Raw genomic sequence first — 18,942 nt, forward strand, 5'->3', positions numbered from 1 at the left:
CCAGCTCCCACAAAAGCCCTGCTCCCACATTTATGGTGGTGAGCCTGGACTATTTGGGATAACCCGCCCGCTTCATTTCACGCTCGGTGGTGGTCTGTGCGGCGGTCAATGCTGCATCCACCGTCTGCTGACCGGTCAGTGCGCCCGAGAAGAACTTGCCGACCTGGGTACCAATCGCCTGGAACTCAGGAATGGTCACCAACTGGATACCGATATACGGCACCGGCTTGAGTGTCGGCTTGGTCGGGTCTGCGACTTTCAGCGATTCGAGGGTCACCTTGGCAAACGGCGCGGCCTTCATGTACTCGTCGCTGTAGGTGGATTTGCGCGTGCCTGGCGGTACGTTGGCAATGCCGTCGGTCTTGGCCACCAGCTCGCCATATTCCTTGGAGGTTGCCCAACTGGTGAACACCTTGGCGGCATCCTTGGCCTTGGAGCTGGTCGGAATGGCCAGGCTCCAGGAGTACAGCCACGAAGTGCCTTTGTCGGTCTTCTCGTGGGGGGCAAAGGTAAAGCCGACATGGTCAGCCACTTTGCTTTGGGTCTTGTCGGTGACGAATGAGCCGGCCACGCTGGCATCGACCCAGATCGCGCACTTGCCGCTGTTGAACAGCGCCAGGTTTTCATTGAAACCGTTGCTGGAAGCACCCGGCGGGCCGGATTTCTTCATATTGTCGACGTAGAAGTTCAGCGCGTCTTTCCATTCAGGACCGTTGAATTCCGGTTGCCACTTCTCGTCAAACCAGCGCGCACCGTAGCCGTTGGCCAGGGTGGTGATCAGCGCCATGTTCTCGCCCCAACCGGCTTTGCCGCGCAGGCACAGGCCGTATTGCTCTTTGGTCTTGTCGGTGAGTTTGCTGGCGAATTCGCCGATCTGCGTCCAGGTCGGATGCTCAGGCATGGTCAGCCCGGCGTTCTTGAACAGGTCGGTGCGGTAATAGGTGATCGAGCTTTCGGCGTAGAACGGCAGGGCATACAGCGAGCCCTTGACGGACAAACCGTCACGCACCGAAGGGAACACATCATCGAGGTCGTAGGACGCCGGCAGATCCTTCATCGGCTCCAGCCAGCCCTTGGCGCCCCAGAGTGCAGCTTCGTACATGCCGATGGTCAACACATCGAACTGCCCGCCCTGGGTGGCGATGTCGGTGGTGAGGCGCTGGCGCAGCACGTTTTCTTCGAGCACCACCCAGTTCAGCTTGATCTCCGGGTGCTCGGCCTCGAAGGTTTTCGAGAGCTTTTGCATGCGGATCATGTCGCTGTTGTTGACGGTGGCAATGGTCAGGGTCTGCGCGCCAAAGCTGACGGCGCTGAGGGTCATGCAGGTCATCATGCAGGTAGAGGCAAGCAGTGCTTTTGCTGTGAACTTCATCGCGCACTCCATTTCCGCGCCCAGGGGGCTACAGAAGGACAGTTATTGTTGTTGTGTCTTCCTACGGGTTGTCAGGAAGAGTGTGCGTTGATTACAGCCTTCTCAAGACGATGTGACAAATCCTTGGGAACACTGGTACTGATACTTTTTTGCACTTCCCTCGGGCTTGGGTAAAACGTTTCACTGATTGTTCAGCCGAAGGCATAGGCCCGGCAGTCCTGGGCAAAAAGCGCTGCAATCGGACTGCGTACACTTTTCGCCCGGCGAGGCGGTCAGGGGTTGATATAGCCGTGAGGATAGGGGGTCTTCGGTTTCGCGATAAGGGCATCCATCCAGTTCTTTTCCAGTGGGCTTATAGGCGTGTTGCCCTCCACTATTTTTATGCCTTCACGCTCCCACTGAGTCATGACCTCTTTCAGTTTTTGCGTGTACTCCCGAGCGGGGCTGGCAATACCGGCCCACGGGTCGACAACCCAGGCATCCGCCCACTCGGGTTCCGAGAAGTCGACTGTTCCTGCAGGTATTGCGGACGGGCCGCCTACCACGGTAAATGCATGAGCGTCTGAGGCTTTCCATTCGTAGGCATTGCCACCGCTCTTTTTGATGATGTCCCTCGACAGCAGGGCCATTTCTCCGCAATTGCCGGCGCCGGCTTTCAAAATTATGTCAGAGCGATTCCGCGCACTGCTGGGAATGCTTCGACGCAACCATTCGACGGTCTGGTTGGCGGCGTCTGCGCGCGCAATATCCGATGCTGAGCGTATCTGATTGCCTGGGCCTAGCCCGGTGGCCGTCATGGAACGGGTCACCGTGTCTTTTACCTGCTGCGCCAGGAATTTGTTCTGCTGCTCGGCTGTTAAGGTCGAGAAGTTCGCGGGAGTTGTCAAAGCGGTTACTCGATTTGGCTTCAGGGCGATATTCGTCTTGCCAATCGCTTCGCTACGTTGCAATTGATAGAGCACCTCGCGCTGTTGCTCCTTCGTCATGTTTTTAACGAAGGCCCCTAACTCATCGACATCTTTTTTCTGGTAACCCGACCGCTTGAGTTCTGCCAGCGCCGAGTCCAGTTTGGGCAGGGCGATGAATTCGGCATCCAGTGGTGTTCTGGACACGCCTTGGCGGATGCTGAATTTATTCCGATAACCATTGACGAGCGATATGTCGTTGGGTGTGGTTTTAAAGAATTTGAGTTCGCCGGATGACGCTGTATTCAGCTTTGCGTAATAAAACTGTGCGGTGTCCGCCTCGATCACCAGGTATTTTTGGGAGTCCCCAGGCGTTCGACCGTTAACAATGACCGCACGAACTTCGCGCTTGTCGTCACTTATATCGCTGATGCTGTTGAGCTTGATAACACGCGTTTCCTGGTTCAGTGCTTCGTTGGTTTGCCCAACGTAAAAGCCAAACTGTGGATCATGTTTGATGCTGCCGGTGATCAGCGATTTGTAAGTGATGGGCTGCTTGTCCAAGGTCGGGTGAAGGTGTGGCCCCGTTTCGCCATCAATCACTTTGTAGCGGCGTCGTTCGAAGACGACAAATTGATCCTTTCTCAGAAACTTCGACGGCGAGGGGAACAAGCGCACGTGCTCAAGCGCTTGCAGCTCCTGGGTCAATTCGTTGGGCGTGTTTTCAACGATCTTGGAGAAGCAGGTGTCATTGGCGCCACGTTTGATTCTGCCGCCGACGGACGGTGCCTCACAGATCGCCTCGAAATTATCCAAGGGCCTAAAGTGGTCGGCCGACTCCAAGTCCGTGAGCACACTGGGATTTTTGGCGTTGTAACGGTATACCTTGCCCTCATTGACCAGGTCGAAGCCATTGGCGCGGGGGAGGGTGTACGCATCGGCGGCCAGGGGCTTTTCAGTGACCAGGGCTTGAGTGCCACTGGAGAACGTCTCTTTATGCAGGGGGGCTGATGTATCCGAGATAAAACCTTCCAGGGCGGGGCCATAAGCCGCCTGTGTCTTGGCGTCGTAGGCGTACCAATTACCGTCTTGGAATACCGTGCTGACCTTGACTTGGTTGTGGGTGCCGGAACGTATGACCCTGCCCTCGGCCATATCTGCCGTTTGCGCTGCAAGGTGGCTTTCCTGCATTCGGCTCAATGCGTTGATCGAATTCGAGGTGCTGGCGGCAGTTATATCCTTGAGAGCAATGTCCTCGGCTTCATCTGCGCCAAACTTTTCGACAAACTTGGCAGAGACCTTGGCCGTCGCCCACGCAGCACCTGTTTTTGCTAGCGTCCATATTTTCCCAGCGCCTTCGGTAGCCACATAGAGCGCGATATCAACGAGCAGGTCACCTGCTGCTTTGGCGTATTCACCGTGATAAAGATCTTCAAGGCTGCTGCTGCCTGGAATGGCGCGTAAGAGGCCTTTGAAGAAGTCGCTGGGTTCTACGCCATGTTCAACTGCATTGTGCAATCCACGGTGGCTACCGACAAACGTACTTTTGCGCAGGTAGACCGTGTCAACCAGCACCTTGGCGAGGTCCTCCATTCTGTTGCTGTCGTAAACGGAAGATGCGTCACTTGCACTGCGTTCAAGGAAGCGCCTTTCACGTAACTCAGGGCGTTTGTCACCGTCTGTGGTCTCGTTGAGGATAAATTGTTCGCTTTCCCTTAATACAACATCGGAGGTGACGCCCTGTTTGGGCTCCGTGCCGTTTTTGAGCGCATCCATGTCGAGAGCCACGCTGACTTTTTTGTCTAGCGGCGTTGATGGATCAATGTCGGGAATTCTGACTATTTGCCCGGTTGCCGGATAGACCGCGAAATCCCGCCTCACGCCTTCGTAGACGGACGTGATGATGATGCCACTGGCGGTCCCTTCCACTTGCAGAAGTTCCACCGTTCCAAAGTTAAGGCTATTGCGCTCCTCCAACGGCAACTTGCTGAGCATGTCTTTGAACAGGGAAATCGTATGGCGCCTGCGCGGGGTGAAGTCTTCCTGGATGGCGTTGTCGAATTGCGCGTTGATATCTGGCAACTCGTGTGCTTTTTTGCGCAGGTCTTCGACGTTCAGGCCTGGTTGTTGTGTACTCCAACTTTCACCCAGGCGGCCAGCCTCATAGACCTCGACGATGCTTGCGTTAATACCGGAAAAGATCCCGCCCGCCACTTTTTCCCATAGAACCGGCCTCTCAAAATCGATGCTTGCGCCAAACTTTTCTTTCAATGGCGCCAGGGCCATGGCCCTTCTGCTTGGGGGGGCGACGGTTCGCAGGTAACGTTTGGCTTGCGAGGTCTCATTGATCTGAGTATTGAGTTTTTCCTGGCTGTCGTTCAGCTGCTCGAGGCTATATTCGTCGTTGTTGTTTTTCCCAAGATGGTTATTGATGACGGCCCAATCAATCACTGGGTTCAGTTGGGCGACGGCCTGCAGGCGGTTTTCCTCTGCTGAAATGGGCTTGATGTTATGAAAGTCCATGACTTGCTGGTAAGTCATGTTCGCGCTGGCACCGGCGGCTATCAGTTCGATTCGATTTACAGCACTTGAAAAGTTGACCCATTCTGGGGAACCAAGCTTCAACGTCGACGGTAGGTCTTTGACCAGCAAATGTGGCGCTGCACCGGACATCAATAGGCGGGTGACTGCCGGACGAAGGTGGGTCGGGACCTGTTGGGTATCAGCCAAATGTTGGCTTAAAAGCTCACTGAGCTTGCCAGCGCCTAAGCCCCAGTTCGCAGGCCACATGAAGTCGAAACCTGCAACGCGATTGCGCTGGGTGCCGGCCGTTGGATCAAGCGCTAGCACAAGCGCGGTCAATAGCCATTGCTTTAGGCTGGTTGGGGTAGCAGCGCCCTTCATTGCGGTTTGCAAGTGTGTGGCGAGCTCCAGGGCGATGTCACTGGAGAGAAGTTGTTGCAGTGCCTGATCAGGGTCGCTGCTCAGGTTGGAAACGCCGGAACTCAAGAAGCTGAGAAGGGTGCTGTGGTTTCCAATAGACGTTTTGACGAGCTCACCCACCGCGCTGCGTTGCTCAGCACTCAACGGTAAGTCAGTGGACAAGAAGCCCCATTGGTTGCCCAGGGCAGGTGCCTGCGGGATCTGGGTTTGCAACGCCTGTAACAAATTATCGACCTGTGCGGCCGACGTGGCGCCATACCAGCCGTGGTCTGACAGAAACTTCTGGAGTGTCGTGGTGCCCTTGGGCTGGTGGCTAGAGTCCGGATCCACCGTAAAGCGGGTTGTGGCGTCGTTATCAACATTCCCGAATTTAAGCTGATGAATCAGCGCATGCCTGTCATTGCTGTCGCCTAACGCGATTTTGCGCTGGTTCAACCAGCTCACGATTTTCCCTGGGTTTTCAGGTGGCGTTGGAAATGCCAATGTTCGGCCCATCAGCTCCGTATGGCGTGTGAACGCCTCGCTGTCGTAGTCGGTACTGATGGAATAAAAATTGGCCAACCATTCAAAGGATGCGCTGCTGTCGTTGGCCTGAGCCAGCGTGATCGGTTTTCCATGTGCGGTGAATGCCTCGGCAGCGGTCAACACTGGGGTGAGTACGTCAAAATGCTGTTCCGGGTATCTTTTCGTAAAATCAGTGGCTGTAAAGCGTTGCTCAACGCCGTTGACCTTACCGATCAGTGCGCGGTCCGTTGGGTCAAAGCGCAAGGTACTTAGGTCGATGCCCTGTTTCGCGGCCCACTCGGTAAAGCCGCTGCTTTTCAGGGCTTTGTCCAAGTAAGCGCGCCATTGTCCGAACAGGCTGTTGGCCGGGACCGGCTCAACCTTTTTTGAGGCAGGGGGCGTCGGGTCGCTCTTGAGCTCAAGCATCACGCGATGCGCAGTGCCGACCAGTTCGCCTTCGGCGCGTGCCAGGATGTCTTCTGGGGTGTCGAGGTCTGGTGCCGCGTTTACGGGCGGTGCGGGGTCGCTCTGTGGCACATTGACCTTGGCTGCCGCCGCCAGGGTTTCAAGCGGCGAAAGGTTCATTGGCTTCCCAGTGAGCTGTGAGATGACGGCCTGCTGCACCTCGCGCACGCTGAGCGAGCGGGCATCGTCAGTGGGTGTACCCACCAATGCCTTGAAGCCGTCGACTTGGGTGATTTCGGCACTTCTGCGCAGACTCCCTTCGCGCGCTCTTCGCGCCCAGCCAGGGTTAGGAGCGTCATTTTGAGGCGGTCCTTCTTCCGCGTAAAAACGCAGCACCTCTGAAACCTCTGCAGAGTGTGCACTCGGGTAGAAGACGTAATCGCCTGAGCCTGTCGCCATACGTTCTACCGCCAGTTGTACTTGCGGCCAGACCTCGGACCAACCGGAGAGGTCGTTCAACACGAATGTGGTTTCGACGCCATTGACTGTGCCTTTTAAGGCCCCGTCCGCCGCATTGATCCGGACGCTCGACACTTCAAGATTTTTTTCCTGTGCGAACGCTGTAAAAGCAACGCCGTTCAGCACATCCTTAAGGTTGTTACGTACCAGGTTGAAGGTCGAATATTCGGGCAGTTCTTCAATCTTGATCCCAAACAACTTGCCCATCGCTTGGCTGCTCAGGCGGGCCAGGGCCTGATCGGCGTCCTTGACCTTTTGTGCCACCGATGCGGGCTCGAAACCGGCCAGTAGTCGGCTCAACTGAGGCGGTGGCAGGTTTGCGACGTGTTGTTTTGCCTCTCTTTGGCGCTGTTGGACTGGGGCGTATTGAGCCGCGTAGTAGGTATCGGTGTTACTTATCGAATGGAAGTTTCTCTCTTTCATCAGCCAGTCGATCGCTATCAGCGTGTCGTCGCTGTTGTAGCGGGGCGCGCGCTCCAGATAAAAGCTTGCGACGTCCTCCGCGGGTGCATGCTCGCGGTCGTGGAACGTGATGTCCCCGCGCATTTTTCTTGCCGCAGTCAAAACCGCAGATGAAGCGGCGGCCCATTCAGGATTTTGTGCCAAAGAGAAGCTGAAGGTTTGATTGTTCCTCTGGCCGGTCAGGTCTCCATTGGCCTTAATGACAAGACTGGAAATATCAATGCCTTTGGTTTGGGCAAAGGTTTTGAAAGGCACCGCGTCGAGCGCGTCAGCCAGTTCGTTCCAGGCGAGGCCGAACGTTGAGCTGGGCGGTACAGCAATTGGGACTGCACGAGCAGGGTTGTATGGGATTGCATCCACCCGAATGCGGATCAAATAATTGGCAAAATTAATCGCCAGTTGGCTGTCGCTGTCTTCAACCAGAGCATTGGCGAACTGCTGGATCGAGGTGTTACCCGCGTTTTGCGCAGGGTGGGCGTTTTGCAGGTCTCGGCGAACTCGAGAAAAACCAATGCCGTTGTTGGGCATGGCACGCGCCGGGCTTTGGAGTATGTCGTCAATCAGTTGGGTGTAGGTTTTTTGCGGATTGAGCGCGCTCGGCTGGTTCAGGAGCCGTTCGACTTCGTTGTGCAGTGCTCTTTCGTCTGTGAGTGTCTCACCGGCGCCTTGTATCAATTGACTGATCTGTTCGGCCAGACTTGGCTGCTCGTCGGTCACCGTGTATCTGAGCAGGTCAAGTATTCGCTGCGGGGCGTGTTTCGGCATATCGACTGCGTATTCGGGCTGCGGGCGGTCTCTATGCCTGTTTTGACGAGCCTGAAAAAGTCTGATGACGTTGGAGGCCACCGAATGTTCATCGGCTGCGTGCAGGCTTTGTAGTGTGGGGGCCGTGGGCGTAATAGAGGTGGCCAAGCGAACGCGGTGAACGCCAGTCATAAGTGGAGGGCCTTATATCTGTGTGTGAACATACGCCATCCAACGAATGAAAAAGAAGTGTTGGGCGTGTGTTCACTAAGTGGCTTGGCACTTCGTAAGGTTCCATTGCGTGAAGGCCACGGTTTAAGGCCCTGATCTGTAGCCGTTTGCTGGTGTCGTAAGGTGCTGGCCGCGGTTTTCTTCGGTGAGCCGTTGCACTGCCAGGCGTCGGTAGTGGGAGGGTGTCATGCCCTTGAGTTGCTGAAAGCGCCGGTTGAAGTTGGAGATGTTATTGAAGCCCGATTCGAAGCACACATCGGTCACGGCCTTGTCGCCGTCTGCCAGCAATTCGCATGATTTGCTGATGCGCAACCGGTTCACAAATTCGATAAACGTGCGCCCGGTGGCCTGTTTGAATACCCGGGAGAAATAGGTGGGTTTCATTCCCAGATATTCCGCCACTTCCTCCAGCGGCAACTCACGGGCGTAATGGGCGAAAATGTAGTCCACCGCGCGGTTGGTGCGGTCGATGCTGTGCTCGTCGGCCAGCTGCGGGGTAGTGGCACCCGACAGCAACTGGTAGTCCTCACACGCACTCAAGGCTTCCAGCAGGATAAAGAAGTGCCCCAGGCGCGCCATGCCCTGGGCGTCCTCGATGCGTTGCATCAAGGTCATCGCCTGGGTAATCGTGCGTTTGCAGCGAAACTCGATACCGTACTGCGCACGCTCCAGCAGCGGCGCCAGGGTCTTGAGTTCGGCGAAGATCTGGCTGCCACCTTCAAACAGCTCATCGGTGAAATTCACCAGCATGTCGCGTTTGGGCACCACCTCGTCTTCCTCCACTTGGCTGATCCAGTTGTGGGGCAGGTTGGGACCGGTGAGAAACAGGCTTTCCGGGTAGAAGTTACCGATGTAGTCGCCGATGAACACCTTGCCGGAGCTGGCGACGATCAGGTGCAGTTCGTATTCCTTGTGGAAGTGCCAGCGCACCAGCGGGCAGGGGAAGCCGTGCTGGCGATAGATGATGGACAGGCCGTTGTGGTCGTCCATCAGCTCGTAGGAAGGGTCGGTGATTCGCGTTGCTCGGGTCATGCTGCCGTCGCTTTATTGTGGTTGCTGCCTTGGATAATGCCCCCTCGCACGCGACCTCGCCAGCACTCGTGTTTATACGATGCGGTTTTTCGCCTCGATCCACTGGGACATGTACTGCGTACTTTTATGGGCGTGATGGCGCAGCATGCTGCCGGTGAAGTTGTCCCGGCGATGGGCATTCAGATGGCTGCGGCACTGTTCCAGGCAGGCCACCAGCGCCGGGCCATGCATGGCCTGGTCATAGCGGCGGGCGAGCAGTTGACGGCCATGTTCTTGGGCCAGGGTCCAGCGTCCGCGGTCCTGGTAGAGCGCCACGGCAGCCGCCGCCAAGGCAGGTGCGCTGTGTTCGATCATGCCCGGCCATGGCTGTTCATCACCCATGGCCTCGGCGCCGATGGGCGTGGTGACGTTCGGCGTGCCGCAGAGCATCGCGTCCGCCAGTTTGCCCTTGATGCCGGCGCCGAAGCGCAGGGGCGCCAGGCAGATACGCGCGGCGGTCATCACCTGCAAGGCATCTTCGGCCCAGTTCATGACATGAAAACCCTGCGTCGGGTTATGCAAGGCGGTGGCTTTGGGCGGGGTGTAGGCGCCATAGATGTGCAACTGCGCCCCCGGCAACTGCTGGCGGATCAGCGGCCACAGGCTGTTTTTCATCCAGAGCACCGCATCCCAGTTGGGCGCGTGGCGGAAGTTGCCGATGCTGAGAAAGTGCGCGCGGTCTTCAAACGGCGCGAAGGCTTCGGTCGGTGGCTCCACCATCAGCGGGCACCAGTGGAGCAGGGCGGGTGGCACCTTGAAGTGCTCGGTGAGCAGGCGGATTTCCACGTCGGAAATCATCAGGCTGATGTCGCAACGGTAGATGGCCGCGATCTCGCGCTTGGCCAGGTCGGTATCGGCCATCAGTGTGAACTCTGCCTGCAGTGCCGGGGAGAACAAGGCACTGAAGTCGTCGCTGTCGGGGTGCGCCTTCAAGTGATCCTTGAACCGCTGGTGACGTGCGTCGCGCAGGCTCTGCAAGTCGGAGGTTTCCAGCACGCGCAGGGCGCTTGGGCAGCATTTCTCGACGCGCCAGCCGAACTGTTCTTCCATCATGAAACGGTCGAACAACACGATATCCGGGGCCAGATCGCGGATAAAATCATCGAAACTGCTGTTATTGAGCTCGATGGCGCACTCGGCGATACCCAGGGCAGGCAAATCGGCCTTGTGTTCGCCAATCGTCGCTGGGCTGCTGAAGGTGATGTCCCAACCTTGTGCAAGAAAGCTTTCAAGGATCTGCATCATATGCCCGCCTGCGGCCGAGGAGCGGGGTTCCGGCCAGACGTATCCAATGACCAGGACTTTGGTGGCAGGGGCATTCATCGACATCGTTTTCCTTGAAGGGCTGGGCGCAAAGCGCGCAATTAAACCATAACCGAAGGCATGACAATTTATCGCTGGCGGTAGGTAGACACCGTAGTTTGTGGTTAACTTCGACCTCTCGAATTCGTTAAACCCACATCAGCATAAGGATTCCGTTCATGGCTCAAGTCACCCTTCGTGGTAACCCTGTCCAGGTTGAAGGCGAATTGCCGAAAACCGGTTCCACCGCTCCTGAGTTCAGCCTTGTTGCTGTCGACCTGTCGCAAGCGTCCCTGGAAACCTTCGCCGGCAAGCGTAAGGTCCTGAACATCTTCCCAAGCGTTGACACCCCGACCTGCGCCACTTCGGTGCGCAAGTTCAACGCCCAGGCCAACGACCTGAGCAACACGGTCGTGCTGTGCATTTCCTCTGACCTGCCGTTTGCCCAGAAGCGTTTCTGCGGCACTGAAGGCCTGGACAATGTGCTGAGCCTGTCGGACTTCCGCAACGCCGACTTCGCAGTGGACTACGGCGTTTCGCTGGCTGACGGCCCGCTGCAAGGCCTGACCGCCCGCGCCGTGGTGGTGCTGGACGAAAACAACAACGTGCTGCACAGCGAACTGGTGCCTGAAATCGGCCAAGAGCCTAACTACGAAGCAGCCCTGGCTGTTTTGAAGTAACTGTTTCGGTACGTTACTGTCGTTTTGCAGTAACACGCGTGATGCAAGATTGCGGCCTGGCCTAGTCCAGGCCGTTTTTATTTGTAGCTCAGATGCTTAGCGAAACCGCCGTAGGACTAAGTCGCATAAGTTAAAAGTTGTAAGCCCAAGGTAAATAGCCGGTAAAGGCGCTTTTCTAAATGCGCCCCAGTGCTTATCTTTCAGCCTCCCCAAGAAGAAGCTCTCGCGCCCAATGGTTGATCACTCCATGCAATCCTCCCCCCGTAAGTCCCGCCGCTGGCTGTTCGGCCTGCTTGTGTTGCTGGTTATCGCCGGCCTGTGCTGGAAATTCTGGCCCGGCAGCCATAAAGACGGCGCCGAGAAGCCCGCGGGGCATGCCGGCAAAACGGGGATGATGCGCCCAGGCTTCGGTGGATCCACCGGCCCGGTGCCAGTGCGTGTGGCGCCTGCGGTGCTGGGCGAGTTTCCGGTGTACTACAAGGCGTTGGGCACGGTCACCGCACTCAACACCATCAATGTGCGCAGCCGGGTGGGCGGCGAGCTGGTGAAGATCGCCTTTGAAGAAGGGCAAATGGTCAAGGCTGGGGATCTGCTCGCCGAGATCGACCCGCGCAGCTACCAGAACGCCTTGCTCCAGGCCCAGGGCACGCTGATGCAGAATCAGGCCCAGTTGAAAAACGCCCAGGTCGACGTGCAACGTTACCGCGACCTGTATGCCCAGGACAGTATTGCCAAGCAGACCCTGGACACCGCTGAAGCGCTGGTTTTGCAATACCAGGGTACGGTCAAGACCAACCAGGGTGCGGTGGATGACGCCAAGCTCAACCTCGAATTCACCAAGATCCGCGCGCCCATAAGCGGCCGTGTCGGCCTGCGTCAAGTGGACGTCGGCAACCTGGTGGCGGCCAACGACACCACGTTCCTGGCCGTGATCACCCAGACCCAGCCGATCAGCGTGGCCTTCACGCTGCCGGAAAACACCCTGGAAACCGTGCTCACCCGCTACCACGCCGGCAACAAGCTGCCGGTGGAAGCCTGGGACCGTGGTGATGTGAAGCAACAGGCCGTGGGTGTGCTGCAAAGCCTGGACAACCAGATCGACGTGACCACCGGTACCCTGAAATTCAAGGCACGCTTCGATAACAAGGACCAGGCGCTGTTCCCCAATCAGTTCGTCAATGTGCACCTGCTGGCCGATACCTTGCACAACGTAGTGCTGGCGCCGTCGGCGGCGATCCAGTTCGGCAACACCGGTACCTTCGTCTACGTGCTCGACGGTGACAAGAAGGTCAAGGTGCAGCCCCTGGTGGTGGGTGATACCGACGGCGACAACACCGTGATCAAAGAAGGCCTCAAAGCCGGCGACCGCGTGGTCCTGGAAGGTACCGACCGCCTCAAGGATGGCAGCGAGATCGAAGTGGTGAACGACAGCAGCGAAGTGCCGACCACCCCGACCGAACACCTGCAAGGCAAGCCAGCGGCGAAAGGGGAGACCGGCACCACCGCTGGCAAGGCGCAAAAGGTCGGTTCATGAACCTGTCGCGGCTGTTTATCCTTCGCCCGGTCGCCACCACGCTGAGCATGCTGGCCATTGTTCTGGCCGGCATCATCGCGTACCGCTTGCTGCCGGTGTCGGCCTTGCCCCAGGTGGATTACCCGACCATCCGCGTGATGACCCTGTACCCCGGCGCGAGCCCGGACGTGATGACGAGTGCGGTCACCGCGCCGCTGGAACGCCAGTTCGGGCAAATGCCGGGCCTCACGCAGATGGCCTCCACCAGCTCCGGCGGTGCGTCGGTGCTGACCCTGCGTTTCAACCTCGACATCAATATGGATGTCGCCGAGCAACAAGTGCAGGCCGCGATCAACGCTGCCACCAACCTGCTGCCCAAGGACTTGCCGGCGCCGCCGGTGTACAACAAGGTCAACCCGGCGGATACCCCGGTGCTGACCCTTGCGATCACTTCCAAGACCATGCTGCTGCCCAAGCTCAATGACCTGGTCGACACGCGCATGGCGCAGAAAATTGCGCAGATCAGCGGCGTCGGCATGGTCAGCATCGCCGGCGGCCAGCGCCAGGCCGTGCGCATCAAGGTCAACCCCGAAGCCCTGGCAGCCAATGGCTTGAACCTGTCGGACGTGCGCACGCTGATCGCGGCGTCCAACGTCAATCAGCCCAAGGGTAACTTCGACGGCCCAACGCGGGTGTCGATGCTCGACGCCAACGACCAGTTGGTCTCGCCCCAGCAATACGCCGAACTGATCCTCGCCTACAACAATGGCGCGCCGCTGCGCCTCAAGGACGTGGCGCAGATCGTCGACGGCGCCGAAAACGAACGCCTCGCCGCCTGGGCCAACCAAAACCAGGCCGTGCTGCTGAATATCCAGCGCCAGCCAGGGGCCAACGTGATCGAGGTGGTGGACCGCATCAAGGCGCTGCTGCCGAGCATCACCGACAACCTGCCGGCCGGCCTCGATGTGACGGTGCTCACCGACCGCACCCAGACCATCCGCGCCTCGGTAAAAGACGTACAGCATGAATTGCTCATCGCCATTGCCCTGGTGGTGATGGTGACCTTCCTGTTCCTGCGCCGGGTCAGCGCCACGCTCATTCCGTCCATTGCCGTACCGCTGTCCCTGGTGGGCACCTTTGGCGTGATGTACCTGGCGGGGTTCTCCATCAACAACCTGACGCTGATGGCATTGACCATCGCCACCGGGTTTGTGGTGGACGATGCCATCGTGATGCTGGAGAACATTTCCCGTTACATCGAAGAAGGCGAGACCCCGCTGGCCGCCGCACTCAAGGGCGCCAAGCAGATCGGCTTCACCCTGATTTCCCTGACCCTGTCGCTGATCGCGGTGCTGATTCCCCTGCTGTTCATGGCTGACGTGGTGGGGCGCTTGTTCCGTGAGTTCGCCATCACCCTCGCGGTGGCGATCCTGATTTCCCTGGTGGTGTCGCTGACCCTCACGCCAATGATGTGCGCACGCTTGCTCAAGCGCGAACCCAAGGAAGAAGAACAAAGCCGTTTCTACAAGGCCAGCGGCGCCTGGATCGATTGGTTGATCGCGCGTTACGGCAGCATGTTGCAGTGGGTGCTCAAGCACCAGCCGCTGACCCTGCTGGTCGCCATCGCCACCCTGGGCCTGACCGTGGTGCTGTACCTGGTGGTGCCCAAGGGCTTCTTTCCCGTGCAGGACACCGGGGTGATCCAGGGTATTTCCGAAGCGCCGCAGTCAATTTCCTTCGCCGCTATGAGCCAGCGCCAGCAGGAATTGGCCAAGATCATCCTGGCCGATCCGGCAGTGGAAAGCCTGTCTTCCTACATTGGCGTGGACGGCGATAACGCGACCCTCAACAGCGGGCGCCTGCTGATCAACCTCAAGGCCCACGGCCAGCGCGATTTGAGCGCTGCCCAGGTGATCACGCGTTTGCAGCCGGAAATCGATAAGCTGGTGGGTATCCGCCTGTTCATGCAGCCGGTGCAGGACCTGACCATTGAAGACCGCGTCAGCCGCACCCAGTACCAGTTCAGCATGTCCTCACCCGATGCCGAGTTGCTGGCGTTGTGGAGCGACAAGCTGGTGCACGCGTTGAGCCAGTTGCCCGAACTCACCGACGTTGCCAGCGACCTGCAGGACAAGGGTTTGCAGGTGTACCTGGTGATCGACCGCGATGCGGCTTCGCGCCTGGGCGTCAGCGTGTCGACCATCACCGACGCATTGTATGACGCGTTCGGCCAGCGGCAGATTTCCACCATCTACACCCAGGCCAGCCAGTACCGTGTGGTATTGCAGGCCCAGTCCGGCGAAACCCTGGGGCCGGAGGCGCTGAACCAGATCCATGTGAAAACCACCGATGGTGGCCAGGTGCGCCTGTCCAGCCTGGCCCATGTGGAACAGCGTCAGGCCCAATTGGCGATAGCGCATATCGGTCAGTTCCCGGCAGTGATGATGTCGTTCAACCTGGCCCCCGGCGTTGCGCTGGGCAAAGGGGTGGAACTGATCAACCAGACCCAGAAAGACATTGGCATGCCGGTGGGCGTGCAGACCCAGTTCCAGGGCGCGGCCCAGGCCTTCGAAGCCTCGTTGTCGAGTACCTTGTTGTTGATCCTGGCGGCGGTGGTCACCATGTACATCGTGTTGGGCGTGCTCTACGAGAGCTATATCCATCCGATCACCATTCTCTCGACCTTGCCGTCGGCGGCCGTGGGCGCCTTGCTGGCGTTGCTGCTCAGTGGCAATGACCTGGGCATGATCGCGATCATCGGCATTATCTTGCTGATCGGTATCGTCAAGAAGAACGCGATCATGATGATCGACTTTGCCCTCGACGCCGAACGCAACCAGGGCCTCGACCCGCAGACCGCGATCTACCAGGCGGCACTGCTGCGCTTTCGGCCGATCCTGATGACCACCCTGGCTGCGCTGTTTGGCGCGGTGCCGTTGATGCTCGCCACGGGATCCGGTGCCGAATTGCGTCAACCCTTGGGCTTGGTGATGGTCGGTGGTCTGCTGGTCAGCCAGGTGCTGACTCTGTTCACCACGCCGGTGATCTACCTGTACTTCGATCGCCTTGGCCGTCGCTGGCGTAAAGAGCCGCAAAGCCTGGAGCCGGTTGAGTCATGAACCTGTCCGGACCTTTCATTCGTCGGCCGGTAGCGACCATGCTGCTGAGCCTGGCGATCATGTTGCTGGGCGGTGTCAGCTTCAACCTGCTGCCGGTGTCGCCGCTGCCGCAGATCGACTTCCCGGTAATCGTTGTATCGGCGAGTTTGCCCGGCGCGAGCCCTGAGGTGATGGCGTCTACCGTGGCCACGCCGCTGGAGCGCTCGTTTGGCTCGATTGCCGGCATTACCACCATGAGCAGCTCGTCGAGCCAGGGCTCTACTCGGGTAATCCTCGCATTTGACTCCGACCGTGATATCAACGGCGCAGCGCGGGAAGTGCAGGCGGCAATCAATGCCTCGCGCAACCTGCTGCCCAGCGGTATGCGCAGCATGCCGACCTACAAAAAGATCAATCCGTCCCAGGCGCCGATCATGGTGCTGTCGCTGACCTCGGACGTGCTGCAGAAGGGCCAGTTGTACGACCTGGCCTCGACCATCCTTTCGCAAAGCCTGTCCCAGGTGCCCGGTGTGGGCGAAGTGCAGATCGGCGGCAGTTCGTTGCCGGCAGTGCGCATCGAGCTGGAGCCCAAGGCCCTCGACCAGTACGGCGTGGCCCTCGACGACGTGCGCAACACCATCGCCAACGCCAATCAGCGCCGGCCCAAAGGTTCACTGGAGGACAGCCAGCGCAACTGGCAGATCCAGGCCAACGACCAGTTGGAAAAGGCCAAGGACTACGAGCCGCTGCTGATTCGCTACCAGAATGGCGCGGCGTTGCGCCTTGGCGATGTGGCCAAGATCAGCGACGGCGTCGAAGACCGCTACAACAGCGGCTTCTTCAATAACGAACCGGCGGTGCTGCTGGTGATCAACCGCCAGTCTGGCGCCAACATCATCGAGACGGTCAGGCAGATCAAGGCGCAGCTGCCGGCGTTGCAGGCGGTGTTGCCGTCCAGCGTCAAGCTGAGCCTGGCGATGGACCGTTCGCCGGTGATCACCGCCACGTTGCACGAAGCCGAAATGACCTTGCTGATAGCCGTCGGGCTGGTGATCCTGGTGGTGTACCTGTTCCTGGGTAACTTCCGCGCCTCGCTGATTCCTACCTTGGCGGTGCCGGTGTCGCTGGTGGGTACCTTTGCGGTGATGTACCTGTACGGTTTTTCGTTGAACAACTTTTCGTTGATGGCGTTGATCCTGGCCACCGGCCTGGTGGTGGACGATGCCATCGTGGTGCTGGAGAACATTTCCCGGCATATCGACGAGGGTGTGCCGCCGATGAAGGCCGCGTACCTGGGGGCCCAGGAAGTCGGCTTTACCTTGCTGTCGATGAACGTGTCGCTGGTGGCGGTGTTCCTGTCCATCCTGTTTATGGGCGGGATCGTCACCAATCTGTTTCGCGAGTTTTCCATCACCTTGTCGGCGGCGATCATTGTGTCGCTGATCGTCTCGCTGACCCTGACCCCCATGCTCTGCGCACGCTGGCTCAAGCCCCATGTCAAAGGCCAGATGACCGGTTTGCAGCGCTGGAGCCAGAAGATCAACGACCGCATGGTCGCAGGCTACGCCACCAGCCTGGACTGGGTGCTGCGCCATCGTCGCCTGACCCTGCTCAGCCTGTTGCTGACCATCGGCCTGAATGTGGCGCTGTACGTGGTGGTGCCGAAAACCTTCATGCCGCAGCAGGACACCGGCCAGTTGATCGGTTTTGTGCGCGGCGACGATGGGCTGTCGTTCAGCGTGATGCAGCCGAAAATGGAAACCTTCCGCAAGGCGGTGCTCAAGGACCCGGCGGTGCTCAGCGTGGCCGGCTTCATCGGCGGCAACAACGGCACCAACAATGCGGTGATGCTGGTGCGTCTGAAGCCCATCAGCGAGCGCAAGATTTCCGCCCAGGCGGTGATCGAGCGCCTGCGCAAGGACGTGCCGCTGGTGCCGGGCGGGCGGCTGTTCCTGATGGCCGACCAGGACCTGCAATTCGGCGGTAGCCGCGACCAGACCAGCGCCCAGTATTCCTACATCCTGCAAAGCGGCGACCTGGCGGCACTGCGCCTGTGGTACCCGAAAGTGGTGGCCGCCTTGCGCGAGCTGCCGGAACTCACCGCCATCGACGCCCGCGAAGGCCGGGGTGCGGCGCAGGTCACGCTGATTGTCGACCGTGACCAGGCCAAGCGCCTGGGCATCGACATGGACATGGTCACGGCGGTGCTCAACAACGCCTACAGCCAGCGGCAGATTTCCACCATCTACGACAGCCTCAACCAGTACCAGGTGGTGATGGAGGTCAATCCTAGATACGCCCAGGACCCGATCACACTTAATCAAATGCAGGTGATCACTGCCGATGGCGCGCGGGTGCCGTTATCGACCATTGCCCACTATGAGAACAGCCTGGCCGACGATCGCGTCAGCCACGAAGGCCAGTTCGCCTCGGAAAACATCGCCTTTGACATGGCCCCCGGGGTGACGGTGGAGCAGGGTACGGCCGCCATCGAGCGGGCGATTGCCAAGGTCGGGTTGCCGGAAGACGTGATCGCCAAGATGGCCGGCACCGCCGATGCCTTCGCGGCCACGCAGAAGGGCCAGCCGTTCATGATCCTGGGGGCGTTGGTGGCGGTGTACCTGGTGCTGGGTATTCTGTATGAGAGCTACATTCACCCGCTGACGATTCTTTCGACCTTGCCGTCAGCCGGCGTCGGCGCGATGCTCGCGATTTACCTGACCGGTGGCGAGTTCAGTCTGATCTCCCTGCTGGGGCTGTTCCTGCTGATCGGCGTGGTGAAGAAAAACGCGATCCTGATGATCGACCTGGCCTTGCAGTTGGAGCGCCACGACGGCATGAGCCCGCTGGAGTCGATTCGCAGTGCCTGCCTGCTGCGTTTGCGGCCGATCCTGATGACCACTCTGGCAGCCATCCTCGGTGCGTTGCCGTTGCTGCTGGGCGCGGGCGATGGCGCGGAAATGCGTCGCCCCTTGGGCCTGACCATTATCGGCGGCCTGGTGTTCAGCCAGATCCTGACCCTCTACACCACCCCGGTGGTTTACCTCTATCTCGACCGCGCGCGCCATCGCTTCAACGCCTGGCGCGGCGTGCGTACCGATGCTGCCCTGGACACTGCGCTATGACCGATTCAATCAACGCCAATGCACCGCAGTCCCCTGTAGGCGCCGGCTTGCTGGCGAAAAACTCACCG

8 protein-coding genes are annotated in these 18,942 nt (G+C 59.0%); 4 read left to right on the plus strand and 4 right to left on the minus strand.

Features of this window, described 5'->3' with window-relative positions; all coding sequences use genetic code 11:
- Positions 1-49 precede the first annotated feature (49 nt).
- The 4 genes from AB4N92_RS24800 to AB4N92_RS24815 form a co-directional block, all read right to left on the minus strand.
- Positions 50-1,372, minus strand: coding sequence for an ABC transporter substrate-binding protein (locus tag AB4N92_RS24800; protein ID WP_047543193.1), 1,323 nt, complete (start codon positions 1,370-1,372; stop codon positions 50-52).
- A gap of 272 nt (positions 1,373-1,644) precedes the next feature.
- Entirely contained in the window at positions 1,645-8,046 is a 6,402-nt protein-coding gene (locus AB4N92_RS24805; protein WP_236267215.1) for a hypothetical protein, read from the minus strand.
- A gap of 123 nt (positions 8,047-8,169) precedes the next feature.
- Positions 8,170-9,117, minus strand: coding sequence for an AraC family transcriptional regulator (locus tag AB4N92_RS24810; RefSeq protein WP_045792219.1), 948 nt, complete (start codon positions 9,115-9,117; stop codon positions 8,170-8,172).
- Between the two features lie 72 nt (positions 9,118-9,189).
- On the minus strand, positions 9,190-10,479 hold the full coding sequence (locus AB4N92_RS24815; protein WP_183701682.1) for a glycosyltransferase: 1,290 nt from the start codon (positions 10,477-10,479) through the stop codon (positions 9,190-9,192).
- Between the two features lie 158 nt (positions 10,480-10,637).
- On the opposite strand from AB4N92_RS24815, the gene tpx reads away from it, so the two are divergent.
- From tpx to AB4N92_RS24835, 4 genes are all read left to right on the plus strand, one after another.
- Positions 10,638-11,138 carry a thiol peroxidase gene (tpx, locus tag AB4N92_RS24820; RefSeq protein WP_010210749.1) on the plus strand — a complete coding sequence of 167 codons (501 nt, stop codon included), beginning with the start codon at positions 10,638-10,640 and terminating at the stop codon, positions 11,136-11,138.
- 232 nt (positions 11,139-11,370) lie between these two features.
- A complete protein-coding gene (locus AB4N92_RS24825; protein ID WP_010210748.1) occupies positions 11,371-12,672 on the plus strand; it encodes an MdtA/MuxA family multidrug efflux RND transporter periplasmic adaptor subunit in 1,302 nt (433 codons plus the stop codon).
- Positions 12,669-15,770 (plus strand): MdtB/MuxB family multidrug efflux RND transporter permease subunit, encoded by a 3,102-nt coding sequence (locus tag AB4N92_RS24830; protein WP_021491764.1) that lies wholly within the window; start codon positions 12,669-12,671, stop codon positions 15,768-15,770. Before AB4N92_RS24825 ends, AB4N92_RS24830 begins: the two co-directional genes overlap by 4 nt.
- On the plus strand, positions 15,767-18,874 hold the full coding sequence (locus AB4N92_RS24835) for an efflux RND transporter permease subunit (protein ID WP_021491763.1): 3,108 nt from the start codon (positions 15,767-15,769) through the stop codon (positions 18,872-18,874). The genes AB4N92_RS24830 and AB4N92_RS24835 overlap by 4 nt, the downstream gene beginning before the upstream one ends.
- Positions 18,875-18,942: the final 68 nt, after the last annotated feature.

This window comes from Pseudomonas sp. S3_A09 (assembly GCF_054668065.1).